The following is a 14,090-nucleotide window of genomic DNA, read 5'->3' as shown; positions in this document are numbered from 1 at the left end:
CACGAGGGAGGACGCTCGGAGCTGAGGGAGGACGTGCCCGGGGCGGCTCCGGTCAGGCCGCGCCGTCGACCGCCCAGTCGGCGAACACGAGGCTCACCGTGTGCCCGGACGAGGGCCAGTTCGGCACGTTGAGCGTCTGCGGCCGGGCGGCGTCGCCGCGGGGCAGGTTGCGGGCGGTCACCGTCCCGGACGCGTCGGGCGCGGCCGGCAGGAAGACGTCGATGCCGCTCTGGAACGGCTGCTCGCCGAAGTAGGGCAGTTTCGCCAGCGTCGTCTCGCCGGGGGTCGCGGCGTCGTCGTGCACGTGCAGCCCGATCGCGGCGTTGCCCACGTAGTCGGTGATCACGTCCACCGGCTCGCCGCCGTCGACGCTCAGCTCGAGGACGTCGGCGTCGCCCTCCGCGTGCCACTCGCGCATCCGCATGATCACCAGCGCCACGTGGTCCTCGCCGACGTTGGTGTTCTGCCGCACCGGGCCGTCGGGCTCGGACGAGAGCAGCCGCACGAAGGCGCTGCTCCGCACGTAGGGCTGCAGGTACAGGTGGTGGACGACGGGGGAGCTGCCGGAGCTCAGCGCGTACTCGTAGTGGGCGCCGTTCTCGAGCTCGATCGGGCCGAACTCGCCGTCGGGACCCAGCTCGGTGCTGGCGTGCGGCTCGTCCCCGGTGCGGGCGCCGGTGCCGGGGTCGATCGCCCAGATGTCGAGCGTCGCGTCACGGCCGGTGTTCGCCGGGAAGTTGACCGCCCGGCCGGAGATCTCCACCGGCGCGCGCTGCGGCACGATGTCGACCACCTCGGGGGCCTCGCCGACGAGGAACTCGTACTGGACGGCGAAGGACTCCTTCGACGTCGCCACCTCCACGTGCGACTGCCCCGGGAACTGGGGCTGCACCGGCGCGATGCAGGGGACGGGCTGCGGCTCGGGGCAGGGCCGGCCGTCGATGGCGACGTACTTGGCCACCTTCGCCACCTGCGCGGGATCGCCGAGGAAGAGGTTCGACACGAAGGTGCCCCGGGAGTGGCCGATCAGGTAGACCTTCTCGACGCCGAACTCGGCGAGGGTGTCGTCGACGACCTCGGCGAGGCCGGCGGCGTAGGCGGGGATGTCCAGCCCGGCGCCGTCGTGGTCGTAGGCGACGATCCGGTCCTCGGGGTAGCCGTTGGCCACGAACCGCATCGCGTTGGACTCGATCTGCTGCGCGGAGCCGGCGAAGCCGTGCACGAACACGATCGGCAGGGCGACGTCGTCGGGCAGCGGCGGCAGCGGGTCGGTGCCCTCGACCACCTCGGGCGCCGGCTCGGACCCGGCGGCCGGGGACGCGCCGCCGTCGTCGTCCGACGAGCAGCCGGTCAGCGCGACGGCGGCCGCGAGGACGACGGCCAGCAGCGGGCGACGGCCCGCGATGTGGATCATGCGCTGCACCCTAGGGCAGATGGTGACGAAGGTCGCACGACGGAATGCGCTCCGTGCGGACCCGCCTTCGACCCCGTGTGGACCTGTTCTCACCCGTCGCCCTCGGCGACCTCTCGCTGGCCAACCGCGTCGTCATGGCGCCCCTCACCCGTCTGCGTGCGAGCGCGACCGGCGTGCCCGGGGAGCTGATCGCCGAGCACTACCGGCAGCGCGCGGGCCTGGGCATGATCATCACCGAGGGCACCTGGCCGAACCCGCAGTCGCAGGGCTACCCGGGGCAGCCCGGCATCGTCACCGACGAGCAGATCGCCGGCTGGCGCGCGGTCGCCGACGCGGTGCACGAGCGCGGCGGCACGATCGTCATGCAGCTCATGCACGCCGGCCGGGTGACCCACCCCGACGTGATCGGCGGTCGCGAGGCCGAGGCGCCGTCGGCGATCGCCATCGAGGGCGAGGTCCGGACGCCGTCGGGCAAGCAGCCCTACCCGGTGCCGCACGCGCTGACCGGCGACGAGCTGGGCCGGCTCCGCGACGAGTTCGTGCAGGCCGCCCGCAACGCGATCGCCGCCGGGCTGGACGGCGTGGAGCTGCACGGCGCCAACGGCTACCTGCTGCACGAGTTCCTGTCGCCGGCGTCCAACGAGCGCACCGACGCCTACGGCGGGACGCCCGAGAACCGTGCGCGCTTCGTCGTCGAGGTGGTGACGGCGGTGGCCGAGGCGATCGGGGCCGGCCGGGTCGGCCTGCGGATCTCCCCCCAGCACAACATCCAGGGCGCCTTCGAGACCGACGCCGCCGACGTGCTGCTCACCTACGGCGCGCTGCTCGACCAGCTCCGCCCGCTGGGCCTGGCCTACCTGTCGGTGCTGCACGCCGAGCCCGGTGGTGACCTGGTCCAGGAGCTGCGGCGGCGCTTCGGCGGGCCGCTCGTCGCCAACAGCGGCTTCGGCACGGTGACCACCCGCGAGGAGGCGATCGGCCTGATCGAGGAGGCGCACGCCGAGGCCGTCGCCGTCGGCCGCCCGGTCATCGCCAACCCCGACCTGGTCGAGCGCTGGGCCGGCGAGCACCCGGAGAACGCGCCCCAGCCGCACCTCTTCTACGCCGACGGCGCCGAGGGCTACAACGACTACCCGACGCTCCAGCAGGTCGGCTGACCCGCCAGTTCCTCGATCAGCACGCACTGAGGGCGGTTCCCGACCGGGTCGGGACCGCCCTCAGTGCGTGCTCGCCTCGGTCGGAGCCTCCGCCGGCGGCGCGGCGGGCGGCGCGGGGCGCAACCCCTGGTTCCAGAGCTCGACGGTCTGGAGGCCCCAGAAGACCCCGAAGCAGCCGATCAGGCCGGCCTCGAGGACCAGCAGCCAGTGCTCGACGCCGAGCAGGCCCAGCACTCCGCTGGCAGCCGCGAAGCCGACCATGCCCAGCACGATCCAGGCGTAGCGGTTCATCCGCCGGACCGGCGCGTGCGTGCCCCGGCGCCCGCGGTGCAGGTTCACCGCGTTGACGGCGACGTCGGCGACGACGAGCACGAACATCGTGATCGCGGCGACGGCGTGCCCGTAGCGGTCGAACGCCTCCGCTCGCAGCGCGAAGACACCGGCGGCCGCGCCGAACAGCAGCACCGACCCCGCGTAGCCGAGCAGCTCGATCCGGGTCGGGGGCGGCTCCTCCGTCGTCCGGCTCCGGTTGCGCATCCAGAGGACGGCGAGCGTCGCCAGCGCGATGCCGACGACGGCGAGCACCGCCGTGACGTTGTTCGCGACGTTCAGGTTCCTGTTCAGACCGTCCGTGACGACCCCGCACGATCCGGGCTCGGCGATCGGCACCACGGCGACGAACGGGGCGCAGACGCCCGCGACGTTCAGCAGCACGTCCTCCACGTCGGTGCTGCCCTTGAGCGCGACCAGGCACAGCCCGATGGCGACGAGCGCTCCGACCAGGACGTTCTGGACCGGCGTGTAGTAGTAGCCGCTCAGCGAGGTCTGCCAGCAGGTGCCCTCGACCCGGAGCACCTCGTGGACGACGGCGACGCCCAGGCCGACGACGACGGCGACCATCGCCAGCCGCAGGTAGCGGTAGGTCTTCACAGCGGCCAGCGCCGGGGGCGGCCCGGGTGTCTGCCCGTCCGCGACCCGCTCCACCCACCTCATCGCCGTCCCCCGTCCCCTGCCGGGAATGGTCGGGCTCCCGGGGGCGGGGGGCAAGGCCGCGCGCCGGTTCAGCCCTCCAGCAACCCGGCCTCGTGGGCGAGGATCGCGGCCTGGGTGCGGTTGGTCAGGTCCAGCTTCGTGAGCAGCCGCGAGACGTAGGTCTTCACCGTCGCCTCGCTGACGAACATCCGCCGGCCGAGCTCGGCGTTCGAGTCGCCGGTGCCCAGCAGCGCCAGCACCTCCCGCTCGCGGTCGGACAGCTCGGCGACCCGGCGCAACGCCTCGGCCCGCCGCGGCGCGGCCCGGCGATGGACGTAGGACTCGATCAGCGCCGCCGTCACCTGGGGCGACAGCGTGGCCGTCCCGTCGGCGACGGCGCGTACCGCCGCGGCTATCTCCCGCGGCGGGGTGTCCTTGAGCAGGAAGCCGGCGGCACCGGCCGCGAGGGCCGCGTACACGTACTCGTCCAGGTAGAAGGTCGTCAGGACGGCGACCTGCGGCGGCCTCGGCAGCGCCAGGATCCGCTCGGTCGCGGCGAGCCCGTCCATCCGCGGCATGCGGATGTCCATGAGGACGACGTCGGGAGCCAGCTCGCGGGCGGCCCGCACACCGTCGACGCCGTCGCCTGCCTCGCCGACCACCTCGAAGCCTCCGACGGACTCCAGCACCGTGCGCAGCCCGAACCGCACCAGTTCCTCGTCGTCGACCAGCAGGACGCGGATCACGCGGGCAGCACCGCCTCGACGCAGAACCCGCCGTCCAGCCGCGGCCCCGCCGTCAGCCGGCCGCCCAGGGTGCGCACCCGCTCGCCCAGCCCCACGAGCCCGAAGCCGCCGCCCGACGTCCTCCCGTGGTCGCCGGACGCTGCCGCGGGAGCGTCCGGCGGTCCGTTGACCACGCGGACGGCGAGCTCGGATCCCGTCCGCGTCACGGTCACGTGGACGGCGGCGCCGGGGGCGTGCCGGCCGGCGTTCGTGAGCGACTCCTGCACGATCCGGTAAGCGGCGCGGCCGGCGAGCGGGCCGACATCGGTGTCGGGCAGCGCGAGCTCGACCGCCATGCCCGCCTCCTGCGCCTGCGCGACCAGCCGGGGCAGGTCCTCCAGCCCGGGCTGGGGGCCCAGCGGCGCCTCCTCGTCGACGTCGCCGGCGCGCAGCACCCCCACCATCTGCCGCAGCTCGTCCAGCGCCCGGCGTCCGGCGGTCTGCACCTGCCCGGCGAGCTGCCCGACGCGGTCGGGGTCCCGTGCCGCCATCTCGATCGCGCCGGCCTGCAGCACCATGAGGCTGACCCGGTGCCCGACGGCATCGTGCATCTCGCGCGCGATGCGGGTCCGCTCGGTGAGGACGGCGTCGCGCGCCAGCAGCTCCCGCTCGGCCTCGGCGCGCTCCGCCCGCTCGCGCAGGGCGGCCAGCAGCTGCGCGCGGGTGCGCTGCCAGATGCCGAGCGCGCCGGGGAGGAGGACGAGCAGCGCGGCCGTCCCCACGGCGCCGACGGCCTGGTTCGCGCTGTCGACCTCCCACGGCCGGGCGGCTGCGACGGCCGCGAGCGTGCCCGCGATCGCCCGGGTGCGCCACGAGGCGACGTACCGCGCGACGGCGTAGGCCGAGATCAGCAGTCCGGTGGCGATGCCGATCGTGCTCAGCGCGGCGCCGACGGCGAACGGGACCAGCGGTGCCCTCCGGCGCAGGAAGAGGAGCAGCAGGCCGAGGGCGACGCCGATCACGATCAGCAGGAGCGCTCCCACCGGGCCGGGGTCCAGGGCGGCGACCTCGAAGGCCACCACCGCCGCGCACGTCGCCGCGACGTGCACCTCGAGCCAGATCCCGCGCGCGCCGAGGCCCGGCCACAGGCGGTCGCGGAGGCTCATGCGGCGGAGCGTAGATCCGGGTCGGATCGTGGCGGGTCGCCCGCGAGTCCCCGGCCCGGTCGACTTTCGGATGACCGCGTCGCGCCGTCCGGGGACCCGGGGTCGCGGCCCGCGGCCGACCGCGGGAGACGGCGCCGGCTCGGCAGATTCGTCGTCCTCACCTCGACGAGCTGCGGAGGAATCCATGATCACGGTCAGCGGACTGACCAAGAGGTACGGCGACCGGACGGTCGTCGACGACGTCTCGTTCACCCTCGAACCGGGGACCGTCACCGGCTTCCTCGGCCCGAACGGCGCCGGCAAGACCACGACGATGCGGATGATGACCGGCCTCGTGCCGGCGTCGGCCGGCTCGGCGACCGTCGACGGCCGGCCGTACGGCGAGCTGCCCAACCCGGGGGCCGTCGTCGGCACGCTGCTCGACGCCTCCGCCGTCCACCCGGGGCGCACCGGGCGGACGCACCTGCGGCTCCTGGCCGCCGCCCTCGGCGTGCCTGCGGAGCGCGCGGAGGAGGTGCTGGCGCAGGTCGGCCTCGCCGACGCCGCCCGCCGGCGGGTCGGCGGCTATTCGCTGGGCATGCGGCAGCGGCTCGGGATCGCGGGGGCGCTTCTGGCCGATCCGCCGGTGCTGGTGTTCGACGAGCCGGTCAACGGCCTGGACCCGGAGGGCATCCGCTGGATGCGCGACCTGCTCCGCGGGCACGCGGCGCGCGGCGGCACGGTATTGCTCTCGTCCCACCTGCTCGGCGAGGTCGAGCACACCGTCGACCGGTTGCTGGTGATCGGCGGGGGGCGCGTCGTCGCCGACGGATCGGTCGCCTCCCTGCTCGGCCCGGACGGCGCGGTCGTCCGGGCCGGGGACACCGCCGCCCTCCGTGCGGCCCTCGAGGCGGCCGGGTTCCACGTGGAACCGGGGGACGACGGCGCGCTCGTCGTCCCGGGCGCCCGGCCCGGCGACATCGGCGCGGTGGCTGCTGCCGGGGGCCACGTCCTCCTCGACCTGCGCCCCGTGCAGCGCGGCCTCGAGGACCTGTTCTTCCAGCTCACCTGGCCCGAAGGGACTCTCTCGTGACCACCGTCCTGACCTCCCCCGCGCCCTCGCTCGGCAGCTCCGTCGAGGCGCGCCGGACCGGTCCGTCCCTGCCCACCCTGGTCGGCCTGGAGATGCGCAAATCGTTGTCGCACCGCTCGGGCCGGGCGTTCGCGGCGTCCGCTGCCCTGCTCGGACCGGTCGGCGTGGCGCTGGCCGCGACGGATGCGGAGTTCGGCTGGGCGGCCGGCCCGATCGGCATCGTCGGCTCGATGACCGGGCTGGTGCTGCTGGCGCTCGGCGTGATCTCGACAGCGGGAGAGTGGACCCACCGCACCGTGCAGACGACGTTCCTGCTGGTCCCGCAGCGCGGACGGGTGCTGGCGGCCAAGACGGCCGCGGTCGCCGTGCTGGGTGCCACCCTCGCCGCGGTGTCCGCCGGGTCCTCGCTGGCGGTCATCGCCGCCGTGGGCGTGGACGACCTGAACTGGGACGGGACCGGTCAGGCGCTGGTGACGGCGGTCGGGGCCGGCGCGGCCTTCGCGGTGATCGGCGCGGGTGCCGGGGCGGCGACGGCGAACACGCCGGCCGCCCTCACGTCGCTGTACCTGCTGATCATGGGCGTGCTGCCGCTGGTGCGGATCTGGAACCCGGACCTGGCGCAGTGGCTGGACCCCGCCGAGGCGACGACGGTGCTGGCGCAGGGGGACGCCGAGGCGCGCTCGATCGCGGTGCTCGCCGGCTGGGTCGTCGTCGCCTCCGTCGCCGGCTGGGTGCTCACCTCCCGTCGGCCCGTTCAGTGAGCGACCGCGCCCATGGCCGGGGTTCCTCCCCGGCCATGGGCGCCGGGCTCATGCGGGCACCGGAACCGGCAGCGCCGGCTCCCGGGCAGGCTCCGCCGTCGGCGCGAGGCCGGTGACGATCAGCCGGACGGCCAGGCACAGCTCCCAGGCCGCGACGGGGATCGCGGCCACCAGGGCGACGGCGGACGTCTGCGCGTACAGGCCGAACAGCACGGCGGCTGTGACGAGCAGTTCGAGTTCGAGTTCGCCCTCGACGTCCTGCTCGACGGCTTCGAGCGGCTGCGCGAGCAGGGCTGGACGTCCCGCCGCGGCTGACGCCGGCTCGGTTCAGCCCGCGGCCTCGATCAGCTGCGCCATGCGCTCCTGCTCGCCGAGCACCTCGCCGATCCGGTGCTGCACCTCGTCCAGCCGGCCGATGATCTCGCCGGTCGTGTGGATGCCCTCGGCGACGGCCTTCGAGCTGGACTGGATGCCGGCGATCTGGTCGGCCACCCGCTGGGTGGCCTTCGCCGTCTCCCGGGCCAGGTCCTTGACCTCGCTGGCCACGACGGCGAAGCCCTTGCCCACCTCGCCGGCGCGCGCCGCCTCGATGGTGGCGTTGAGCGCGAGCAGGTTGGTCTGGTCGGCGATGCCGGAGATGATCCGGATGACCTCGCCGACGGCGGCCGACGCCTCGTCCAGCGCGACGACGTCGCCGGTCATGGCCGAGGCCTGGCTGACCGCGCTCTCCGCCACCCGGCCGGCCTCGTTCGCCGCCTCGCGCAGCCGCGCGACGGTGACCAGCAGCTCGCGGGCGTTCTCCGCGCTCTCCTCGTTGCGGCGCAGCACGTCCAGCCGCTGCGACACCAGCTGCTGCACGTTGCGCAGCGAGGCCCGCCGCGAGTCCGACAGCTCGATGGTCTCGGTGACGAAGAAGTCCATGGTGCCGATGACGCGGCCGTTGACGATCAGGGGGAAGCAGACGCCGGACTTCACGCCCGCGCGCTGCGCGGCGGGCGCGCGCACGCAGTCGGTGACCTGCCCGATGTCGGGCACGAAGACCAGCTCGCGGGCCCGCCAGGCGCGACCGGACAGGCCCACGCCCTCGGCGAAGCTGGCGCTCAGCGTGACGGCGCGGAACTCCTCGCCGGCCGAGCCGGACTCCTGCTGGAAGCGCAGGACGCCGGACTCCTCGTCCAGCGCCCAGAACGAGCCGTAGGCCCAGCCGAAGGCGCTGCGCACGGTGTCCAGGGCGACCCGGAGCGCCTGCTCCTGGCTCGTGGCCGCGCCGATCTCGGTGACGACGGGTCGTCACCGCCTGCCGGTCGTGCAGCGTCTCCTGCAGGTGGGCCTTGGCCAGCGCCGCCCGGTGCGCGTGCACGAGCAGGCCGCGCAGGGCCCGCCACTTCGACTGCCGGCCGCCGAAGAACGGCAGCTCCTGGTCGTTGTAGAACTCGTAGAGGCTGACGATCCGGCCGGTCTCGTCGGCGATCGGCAGGACGCAGCCGCGCGTCGCGCCGGCGGACTGCGCCGCCTTCCACCGCCCGCACAGCGCCGGGTCGGTCGTCTCGTTCGCCAGCACCGGGTCCTGCGTGCGGATGGCCGCGCCGGCCAGGCCCTCGCCGGGCATCAGCCGCTCGATCCGGGCGGCGCGCATCGTCTGCGCCGAGCGCCCGGATTCGGCGACCAGGCTGAAGCCCCGGTCGGGGTCGACCAGCCAGGCGGCGCCGTAGTCCAGGTCGAGCTCGCGGGCCAGCGTGGTCACGATCGTGCGGTGCGCGTCGGCGCTGTCGGCAGCACCCGCCTCCAGGGCGTCGATGACCGCCTCGACCGCCTCCACGTCGCGGGGGACGGGCACGGGTGCCGCGGCGGGGCTGGCTGTGCGCGTGCGTCGGCTCATCGGTCCTTCTCGGCTCGGGAGGCGACCGGGCCCCCCGCCGCCGTAGCGGGTATCGGCGGGCGGGGGGTGGAGTCGTACCAATGACGGGGCGCTAGTTCATGGCGCGCAACGCGATGCCGCTCAGGTGGTCGTGCGACCGGCCCCACCGGCCGGCCGGACGCCGTCGTCCTCGGCGCCGTGCACGTGCCCGAAGGTCGATCCGGCGGCGGGGTGCGGGCCCTCGAGGGTGAGCGACTCGCGCATCTCCGCGGGCGCCAGCGCGCGGGCCAGGTGCCAGCCGACGACGGCGACGAGCGTGCCGAGCGCGATGCCACCCAGGGAGAAGTCGTCGGTGATCTGCAGCAGCGGAGCGGCGTTGCCGGAGTTGCCGACGGCGATCACGATGCCCGCGGCCAGCGGCACGAGGTTGATCGGGTTGGCGAAGTCGACCCGGTTCTCCTTCCAGATCTTCGCGCCGAGCAGGCCGATCATCCCGTAGAGGACGACGGTGATCCCGCCGAGCACGCCCCCGGGGATCGCGTTGATGAGCGCGCCGAACTTCGGCACCAGGCCCAGGCCGATCGCGACGACGGCCGCCACGTAGTACGCGGCCGTCGAGTAGACGCGGGTCGCGGCCATGACGCCGATGTTCTCCGCGTACGTGGTGGTGGGGGAGCCGCCGACCGCCGTCGCCAGCACCGTGGTGAGGCCGTCGGCGGCGACGGCGCGGCCGATGACCGGGTCCAGGTCGCGGCGGGTCATCTCGGCGACCGCCTTCACGTGCCCGGCGTTCTCGGCCACGAGCGCGATCACCGCGGGCAGCACCAGCAGCGAGTAGTTCACCGAGAACGACGGCGCGGTGAAGTCCGGGAGCCCGAACCACGAGGCGTCACCGACCGCGGTGAAGTCCACCCGGTCGGCATCGGTGGAGCTCAGCGGGCCGGCCGCCCAGTCGAGCAGGATCGACAGCAGGTAGCCGAAGACCAGGCCGAGCAGGATCGAGATCCGGGCCAGGAAGCCGCGCAGCAGCAGCGAGGCGACGACGACGAACGCCATGGTCGCCAGCGCCACCCACTGGTCCTGCGGCCAGTAGGTCGACGTCGCCACCGGGGCCAGGTTGAACCCGATGAGCAGCACGACCGCGCCGGTCACCGCCGGCGGCAGCACCTTGTTGATCACGCGCACGCCGGCGAGGTGGATGACCAGGCCGACCAGGGCGAGGACGACGCCGGAGACCAGCAGCGCCCCCAGGACGTCGGAGTCCGAGCCGCCCGCGGCGCGCACCGCGACCACCCCGCCGACGAAGGAGGCGGAGCTGCCCAGGTAGCTGGGCACCTTCCCCTGCACGACGAGCAGGAACAGGATCGTCGCGACCCCGCTCATCATGATCGCCAGGTTGGGGTCCAGGCCCATGAGCAGCGGGAAGACGAACGTCGCCCCGAACATGGCGACGACGTGCTGCGCGCCGATGCCCACCGTGCGCGGCCAGGTCAACCGCTCGTCGGGGGCCACCGCCTCACCCAGCGGCAGGGTCTTGCCGTCCCCGTAGAGCTTCCAGCCGAACGCCATCGGTGCCTCCTCGACCTGCACGGACGCCCGCGACCGGTGCGGGCGACGCGCATCGTCGCACCACCCCGGCCGCGGCCTCCGCGCGGTCGGTCAGCGCCCGGCGCGTCGTGCCACGCGGTGCTGCCAGGCGACCAGCACCGGGGTCCCGAGCAGCTCGAGGGCGGCCGCGCCGACCAGGGCGGGGGAGGGCCGGCCGGTGCGGCGCCAGGCGAGCAGCCGCACCACCCCGCCGGCGAAGAGGGCGCCGGAGACGCCGCGCACCAGCGCGCCCCGGCGCTCGACCTGCGGCACCGCCGACCAGATCAGCGGCGCGGCGGCGGCGTAGATGGCGTGCGCGTAGCGGTACTCGCTCTCGACGTCCGGCGTCGCCGGGCCCGCGGCGCCCGGCATCGAGGAGGGCCCGACCAGCGCGCCGGCGAGCCCGGAGGCGAGGGGGATGGCCGCGAGGGCGCTCAGGGTGATCTGCAGGCCTCGGCGGCCGCCGTCGGAGGAGGTCATCGGAGGACCGTCGCACAGCGGGGCCGTCCCGACCAGCGCGGGCGGGCGGTCAGTCCAGCGCGCAGCACAGCAACCCGCCGACGGCGTCGGCGAACCCGTCGCTGCTGGTCAGCGGCTCGGGGAAGGCCACCCGCACGTCGTAGCCGCCGCGCAGCGACTCCACGCGGAAGCGGACGCCGAAGCGGTCCAGCCCGAGCAGGGCGACGTCGTCCCGCCGCCCGGCCCAGGCCTGCACCCGCGCACGCAGCCGCGCCAGTGCCGCCGCCTGCCCGGTCAGCAGGTCGGCCTCGGCCGCGGTGACCGGGTCGACCGCGGCCGCCGCGAAGTCCTCGGGCTCGACGTGGTCGACGGCGTGCGCCTCGTGCAGGACGACGTCGGCGACGTCCAGCTGCAGCAGCGTCGCGGTGAGCCCGACCTCGAACAGCGCCTCGCACGGGCAGCTGTCGGCGAAGGCGAGGACGGCGGCGGCGACGTCGCGGTCCGGGACGGGCGTGAGCCACCCGGCCAGCTCCACGAGTGCCCGCACCGGCCGGCGCAGCGCCGCCGGGGCCCGGTCGGTGACGGTCAACCGGGCGGGGAGGTCGCCGACGGGGGAGCCGGCCAGCGCACGCACCAGCGGCCCCGACGTCGGGACGACGACGAACGTGCGCCCGTCCCCGGTCGTGGTGGCGGCCAGGGCGGGCGTCGTCCCCGTGCCGAGGACGTGCAGCGCGGCCGCGGACCGGGCGGCGACGGTGCGCGCCCGCTCCGCCGGCGAGGGCTGCCCGCCGGCGCCGGGCGGGGCGGTGACCGGGGCGGGGGTGCCGGCGGCGAACCGGCTCGGCCTGGGACCAGCCGTCATGGGAGCACCTCGATGACTCTCGGGAACGTGAGTAAGGTTAGCCTAACCAAAGACGGAGGTACCCGTGAACACTCCCCGGCCCAAGATCCGGATCAGCCGAGCCCTCGGCATCGCGCTCACGCCCAAGGCGGTCGCCTACTTCGAGCGCCGTCCGTACCCGCCGGGCGAGCACGGCCGCAAGCGCCGCAAGGACAGCGACTACTCCACCCGGCTCAAGGAGAAGCAGCGGCTGCGCGCGCAGTACGACATCAGCGAGAGCCAGCTCCGCGCGGCGTTCGACCGGGCCAAGCGGTCGGGTGGCAAGACGGGCGAGGCGCTGATCCAGGACCTCGAGTCGCGGCTGGACGCCACCGTCCTGCGCGCCGGCTTCGCCCGCACGATCTACCAGGCGCGCCAGTTCGTCACCCACCAGCACGTGCTGGTCAACGGGACGAGGGTGGACCGGCCCTCCTACCGCCTCCGGCCGGGCGACTTCGTGCAGATCGCCGAGCGCTCGCGGGCGAAGGAGCCCTTCGTCGTCGCCGCCTCCGGCGCGCACGCCGAGCCGCCGGCGTACCTCACCGTCACGCTCGCCGACCTCGTCGCCCGCTACGAGCGGACGCCGAGCCGCGACGAGGTCCCGGTGATCTGCGAGGAGCAGCTGGTCGTGGAGTACTACTCCCGCTGACCCTTCCGCGAGATCTGCACACTCGGGGTCCCGGCCGAGGGGAAAGCCCCGAGTGTGCAGATCTCGTGGCGGCTCAGGCGGGCAGCAGGTCCTCGACGGCGGCGAGCAGCGTCGCCCGCGCCGCCTCCGGGTCCGCCAGGTAGCCCGCGACCATCGCGCCGTCCCGGAGCATGACGAAGCGCCGCGTCGCCTCGGCCGGGTCGGGGTGACCGGCGGTCGCGAAGGCGCGGGTGACCGTCCCCGCCAGCCACTCCCGGTGGACGACGACGGCGCGGTGCACGGGGCTCTCCGGATCGGGGAACTCGGCCGCCGCGTTGATGAAGGGGCAACCGCGGAAGCCGCGCGCGCAGAGCTCGTCCCCGATCCCGCCGGCGAGGGCCCGGACCAGGTCCGCGGCGCCCTCGGTGGTGTCCGGGACCTCGCCCACCCGCCCGCGGACGGCGACGTCGACGGCTTCGAGGTAGGCCACGACGAGGTCGTCCTTGCCGGGGAAGTGCCGGTAGAAGGTGGCCCGCGTGACGCCGGCCTCGGTGACGATGCGGTCGACGCCGACCCCGCGGATGCCCTCGCCGTAGAAGGTGCGGGACGCGGTCGCGAGCAGGCGGTCGCGCGCGGCGGAGCTGCGGACCGGGGCTGTCACGGGGCCAGGCTAGCAGAACGAACGTTCTGTCTTGCGGGTTGGACGTCATCGTGATCAGGTGGAGCCGAGGCAGAACGACCGTTCTGCCCCGTCGACGTCCTGGAGGACCCGTGCCCGCCATCTACACCGCCACCGCGACCGCCACCGGCGAGGGCCGCAACGGCCACACCCGCTCCTCGGACGGGCTGATCGACCTCGACCTGGCGATCCCGAAGGAGATGGGCGGCCCGGGCGGGGCGACCAACCCCGAGCAGCTGTTCGCCGCCGGCTACGCGGCCTGCTTCCACTCCGCGCTGAAGGCGGTCGCCCGCGAGAAGAGGGTGGCCTTCACCGACTCGGCGGTCACGGCCGACGTCGGCATCGGCGCGAACGAGGCCGGCGGGTTCGGCCTCGAGATCACGCTCTCCGTCGAGCTCGGCGGCCTGGACCAGGACGCCGCGGAGCAGCTCGTGGCGGCCGCCCACCAGGTGTGCCCGTACTCCAACGCCACGCGCGGCAACGTCCCGGTGACCCTGGAGACGACCGTCGCCTGACCGCCACGCGGCACCGCTCTCCCGCACGACAGGGGCCCCGGACCGATCGGTCCCGGGCCCCTGTCGTCGTGCGCTGGTCAGCGCCCCGTCGGGTCGACGTGGGAACTCCGGATTTCTTGTGGGACAGGAGTTAACACGGACCGACCCCGTGCCGAAAGGTGCCCTGTCAAGGATGACGGGCACAGGCACCGCCACACCGGGTGAGAACCCGCGCGGG

At 74.6% G+C, this 14,090-nt stretch carries 15 protein-coding genes and 2 pseudogenes; 5 read left to right on the top strand and 12 right to left on the bottom strand.

The window, feature by feature from the left end:
- Positions 1 to 52: 52 nt before the first annotated feature.
- Positions 53 to 1,414 carry an alpha/beta fold hydrolase gene (locus tag JKP75_RS18645; protein WP_200489718.1) on the bottom strand — a complete coding sequence of 454 codons (1,362 nt, stop codon included), beginning with the start codon at positions 1,412 to 1,414 and terminating at the stop codon, positions 53 to 55.
- Positions 1,415 to 1,458: 44 nt separating this feature from the next.
- Between JKP75_RS18645 and JKP75_RS18640 the strand changes: the two genes are divergently transcribed.
- Entirely contained in the window at positions 1,459 to 2,571 is a 1,113-nt protein-coding gene (locus tag JKP75_RS18640; RefSeq protein ID WP_207147501.1) for an alkene reductase, read from the top strand.
- 60 nt (positions 2,572 to 2,631) lie between these two features.
- Here the strand turns inward: JKP75_RS18640 and JKP75_RS18635 are convergent, their stop codons facing one another.
- The 3 genes from JKP75_RS18635 to JKP75_RS18625 all read right to left on the bottom strand — a co-directional run bounded on the left by JKP75_RS18635 (position 2,632) and on the right by JKP75_RS18625 (position 5,434).
- A complete protein-coding gene (locus JKP75_RS18635; RefSeq protein WP_200493393.1) occupies positions 2,632 to 3,555 on the bottom strand; it encodes a hypothetical protein in 924 nt (307 codons plus the stop codon).
- Positions 3,556 to 3,632: 77 nt separating this feature from the next.
- On the bottom strand, positions 3,633 to 4,289 hold the full coding sequence (locus JKP75_RS18630; RefSeq protein ID WP_200489716.1) for a response regulator transcription factor: 657 nt from the start codon (positions 4,287 to 4,289) through the stop codon (positions 3,633 to 3,635).
- Positions 4,286 to 5,434 (bottom strand): sensor histidine kinase, encoded by a 1,149-nt coding sequence (locus JKP75_RS18625; RefSeq protein WP_200489715.1) that lies wholly within the window; start codon positions 5,432 to 5,434, stop codon positions 4,286 to 4,288. Before JKP75_RS18625 ends, JKP75_RS18630 begins: the two co-directional genes overlap by 4 nt.
- A gap of 184 nt (positions 5,435 to 5,618) precedes the next feature.
- Between JKP75_RS18625 and JKP75_RS18620 the strand changes: the two genes are divergently transcribed.
- Together JKP75_RS18620 and JKP75_RS18615 are read left to right on the top strand one after the other, a co-directional pair.
- Positions 5,619 to 6,506, top strand: a complete 888-nt coding sequence (locus tag JKP75_RS18620; RefSeq protein WP_200489714.1) for an ABC transporter ATP-binding protein — start codon at positions 5,619 to 5,621, stop codon at positions 6,504 to 6,506.
- The gene (locus JKP75_RS18615) at positions 6,503 to 7,267 is read left to right on the top strand and encodes a hypothetical protein (protein ID WP_200489713.1); all 765 of its coding nucleotides are present in this window, start codon (positions 6,503 to 6,505) and stop codon (positions 7,265 to 7,267) included. The genes JKP75_RS18620 and JKP75_RS18615 overlap by 4 nt, the downstream gene beginning before the upstream one ends.
- A gap of 48 nt (positions 7,268 to 7,315) precedes the next feature.
- Here the strand turns inward: JKP75_RS18615 and JKP75_RS18610 are convergent, their stop codons facing one another.
- From JKP75_RS18610 to JKP75_RS18585, 7 genes and pseudogenes are all read right to left on the bottom strand, one after another.
- The gene (locus JKP75_RS18610) at positions 7,316 to 7,480 is read right to left on the bottom strand and encodes a hypothetical protein (RefSeq protein WP_200489712.1); all 165 of its coding nucleotides are present in this window, start codon (positions 7,478 to 7,480) and stop codon (positions 7,316 to 7,318) included.
- Positions 7,481 to 7,594: 114 nt separating this feature from the next.
- The gene (locus tag JKP75_RS24800) at positions 7,595 to 7,969 is read right to left on the bottom strand and encodes a methyl-accepting chemotaxis protein (protein WP_375335642.1); all 375 of its coding nucleotides are present in this window, start codon (positions 7,967 to 7,969) and stop codon (positions 7,595 to 7,597) included.
- 195 nt (positions 7,970 to 8,164) lie between these two features.
- Positions 8,165 to 8,488, bottom strand: a pseudogene (locus tag JKP75_RS24795) (GAF domain-containing protein); the annotation flags it as partial.
- Positions 8,489 to 8,741: 253 nt separating this feature from the next.
- Positions 8,742 to 9,146, bottom strand: a pseudogene (locus JKP75_RS18600) (GAF domain-containing protein); the annotation flags it as partial.
- A gap of 120 nt (positions 9,147 to 9,266) precedes the next feature.
- On the bottom strand, positions 9,267 to 10,694 hold the full coding sequence (locus JKP75_RS18595) for a uracil-xanthine permease family protein (RefSeq protein WP_200489711.1): 1,428 nt from the start codon (positions 10,692 to 10,694) through the stop codon (positions 9,267 to 9,269).
- A gap of 90 nt (positions 10,695 to 10,784) precedes the next feature.
- Positions 10,785 to 11,192, bottom strand: a complete 408-nt coding sequence (locus tag JKP75_RS18590) for a DUF4345 domain-containing protein (protein ID WP_200489710.1) — start codon at positions 11,190 to 11,192, stop codon at positions 10,785 to 10,787.
- A gap of 49 nt (positions 11,193 to 11,241) precedes the next feature.
- Positions 11,242 to 12,033 carry a DUF2470 domain-containing protein gene (locus tag JKP75_RS18585; protein ID WP_200489709.1) on the bottom strand — a complete coding sequence of 264 codons (792 nt, stop codon included), beginning with the start codon at positions 12,031 to 12,033 and terminating at the stop codon, positions 11,242 to 11,244.
- Positions 12,034 to 12,097: 64 nt separating this feature from the next.
- On the opposite strand from JKP75_RS18585, the gene rpsD reads away from it, so the two are divergent.
- Positions 12,098 to 12,700: a 30S ribosomal protein S4 gene (rpsD, locus tag JKP75_RS18580; RefSeq protein ID WP_200489708.1), complete on the top strand. Its 603-nt coding sequence runs from the start codon at positions 12,098 to 12,100 to the stop codon at positions 12,698 to 12,700.
- A gap of 73 nt (positions 12,701 to 12,773) precedes the next feature.
- On the opposite strand, the gene JKP75_RS18575 is transcribed toward rpsD, so the two are convergent.
- The gene (locus tag JKP75_RS18575) at positions 12,774 to 13,340 is read right to left on the bottom strand and encodes a TetR/AcrR family transcriptional regulator (RefSeq protein WP_200493392.1); all 567 of its coding nucleotides are present in this window, start codon (positions 13,338 to 13,340) and stop codon (positions 12,774 to 12,776) included.
- Between the two features lie 110 nt (positions 13,341 to 13,450).
- Here JKP75_RS18575 and JKP75_RS18570 point away from each other — a divergent pair, with 110 nt between their 5' ends.
- The gene (locus JKP75_RS18570) at positions 13,451 to 13,873 is read left to right on the top strand and encodes an organic hydroperoxide resistance protein (RefSeq protein ID WP_200489707.1); all 423 of its coding nucleotides are present in this window, start codon (positions 13,451 to 13,453) and stop codon (positions 13,871 to 13,873) included.
- Positions 13,874 to 14,090 lie beyond the last annotated feature (217 nt).

Source organism: Blastococcus sp. TML/M2B (assembly GCF_016612865.1).
GTDB lineage: Bacteria > Actinomycetota > Actinomycetes > Mycobacteriales > Geodermatophilaceae > Blastococcus.
The sequence above is the reverse complement of the archived record's forward strand: the minus strand, read 5'-3'. Positions and strand labels throughout refer to the sequence as shown.

Coding starts and splice junctions, on each gene's coding strand:
- JKP75_RS18645 (WP_200489718.1), bottom strand. CDS start 1,414: ATGATCCACATCGCGGGCCGTCGCCCGCTGCTGGCCGTCGTCCTCGCG.
- JKP75_RS18585 (WP_200489709.1), bottom strand. CDS start 12,033: ATGACGGCTGGTCCCAGGCCGAGCCGGTTCGCCGCCGGCACCCCCGCC.
- JKP75_RS18595 (WP_200489711.1), bottom strand. CDS start 10,694: ATGGCGTTCGGCTGGAAGCTCTACGGGGACGGCAAGACCCTGCCGCTG.
- JKP75_RS18620 (WP_200489714.1), top strand. CDS start 5,619: ATGATCACGGTCAGCGGACTGACCAAGAGGTACGGCGACCGGACGGTC.
- JKP75_RS18590 (WP_200489710.1), bottom strand. CDS start 11,192: ATGACCTCCTCCGACGGCGGCCGCCGAGGCCTGCAGATCACCCTGAGC.
- JKP75_RS24800 (WP_375335642.1), bottom strand. CDS start 7,969: ATGACCGGCGACGTCGTCGCGCTGGACGAGGCGTCGGCCGCCGTCGGC.
- JKP75_RS18625 (WP_200489715.1), bottom strand. CDS start 5,434: ATGAGCCTCCGCGACCGCCTGTGGCCGGGCCTCGGCGCGCGCGGGATC.
- JKP75_RS18640 (WP_207147501.1), top strand. CDS start 1,459: ATGCGCTCCGTGCGGACCCGCCTTCGACCCCGTGTGGACCTGTTCTCA.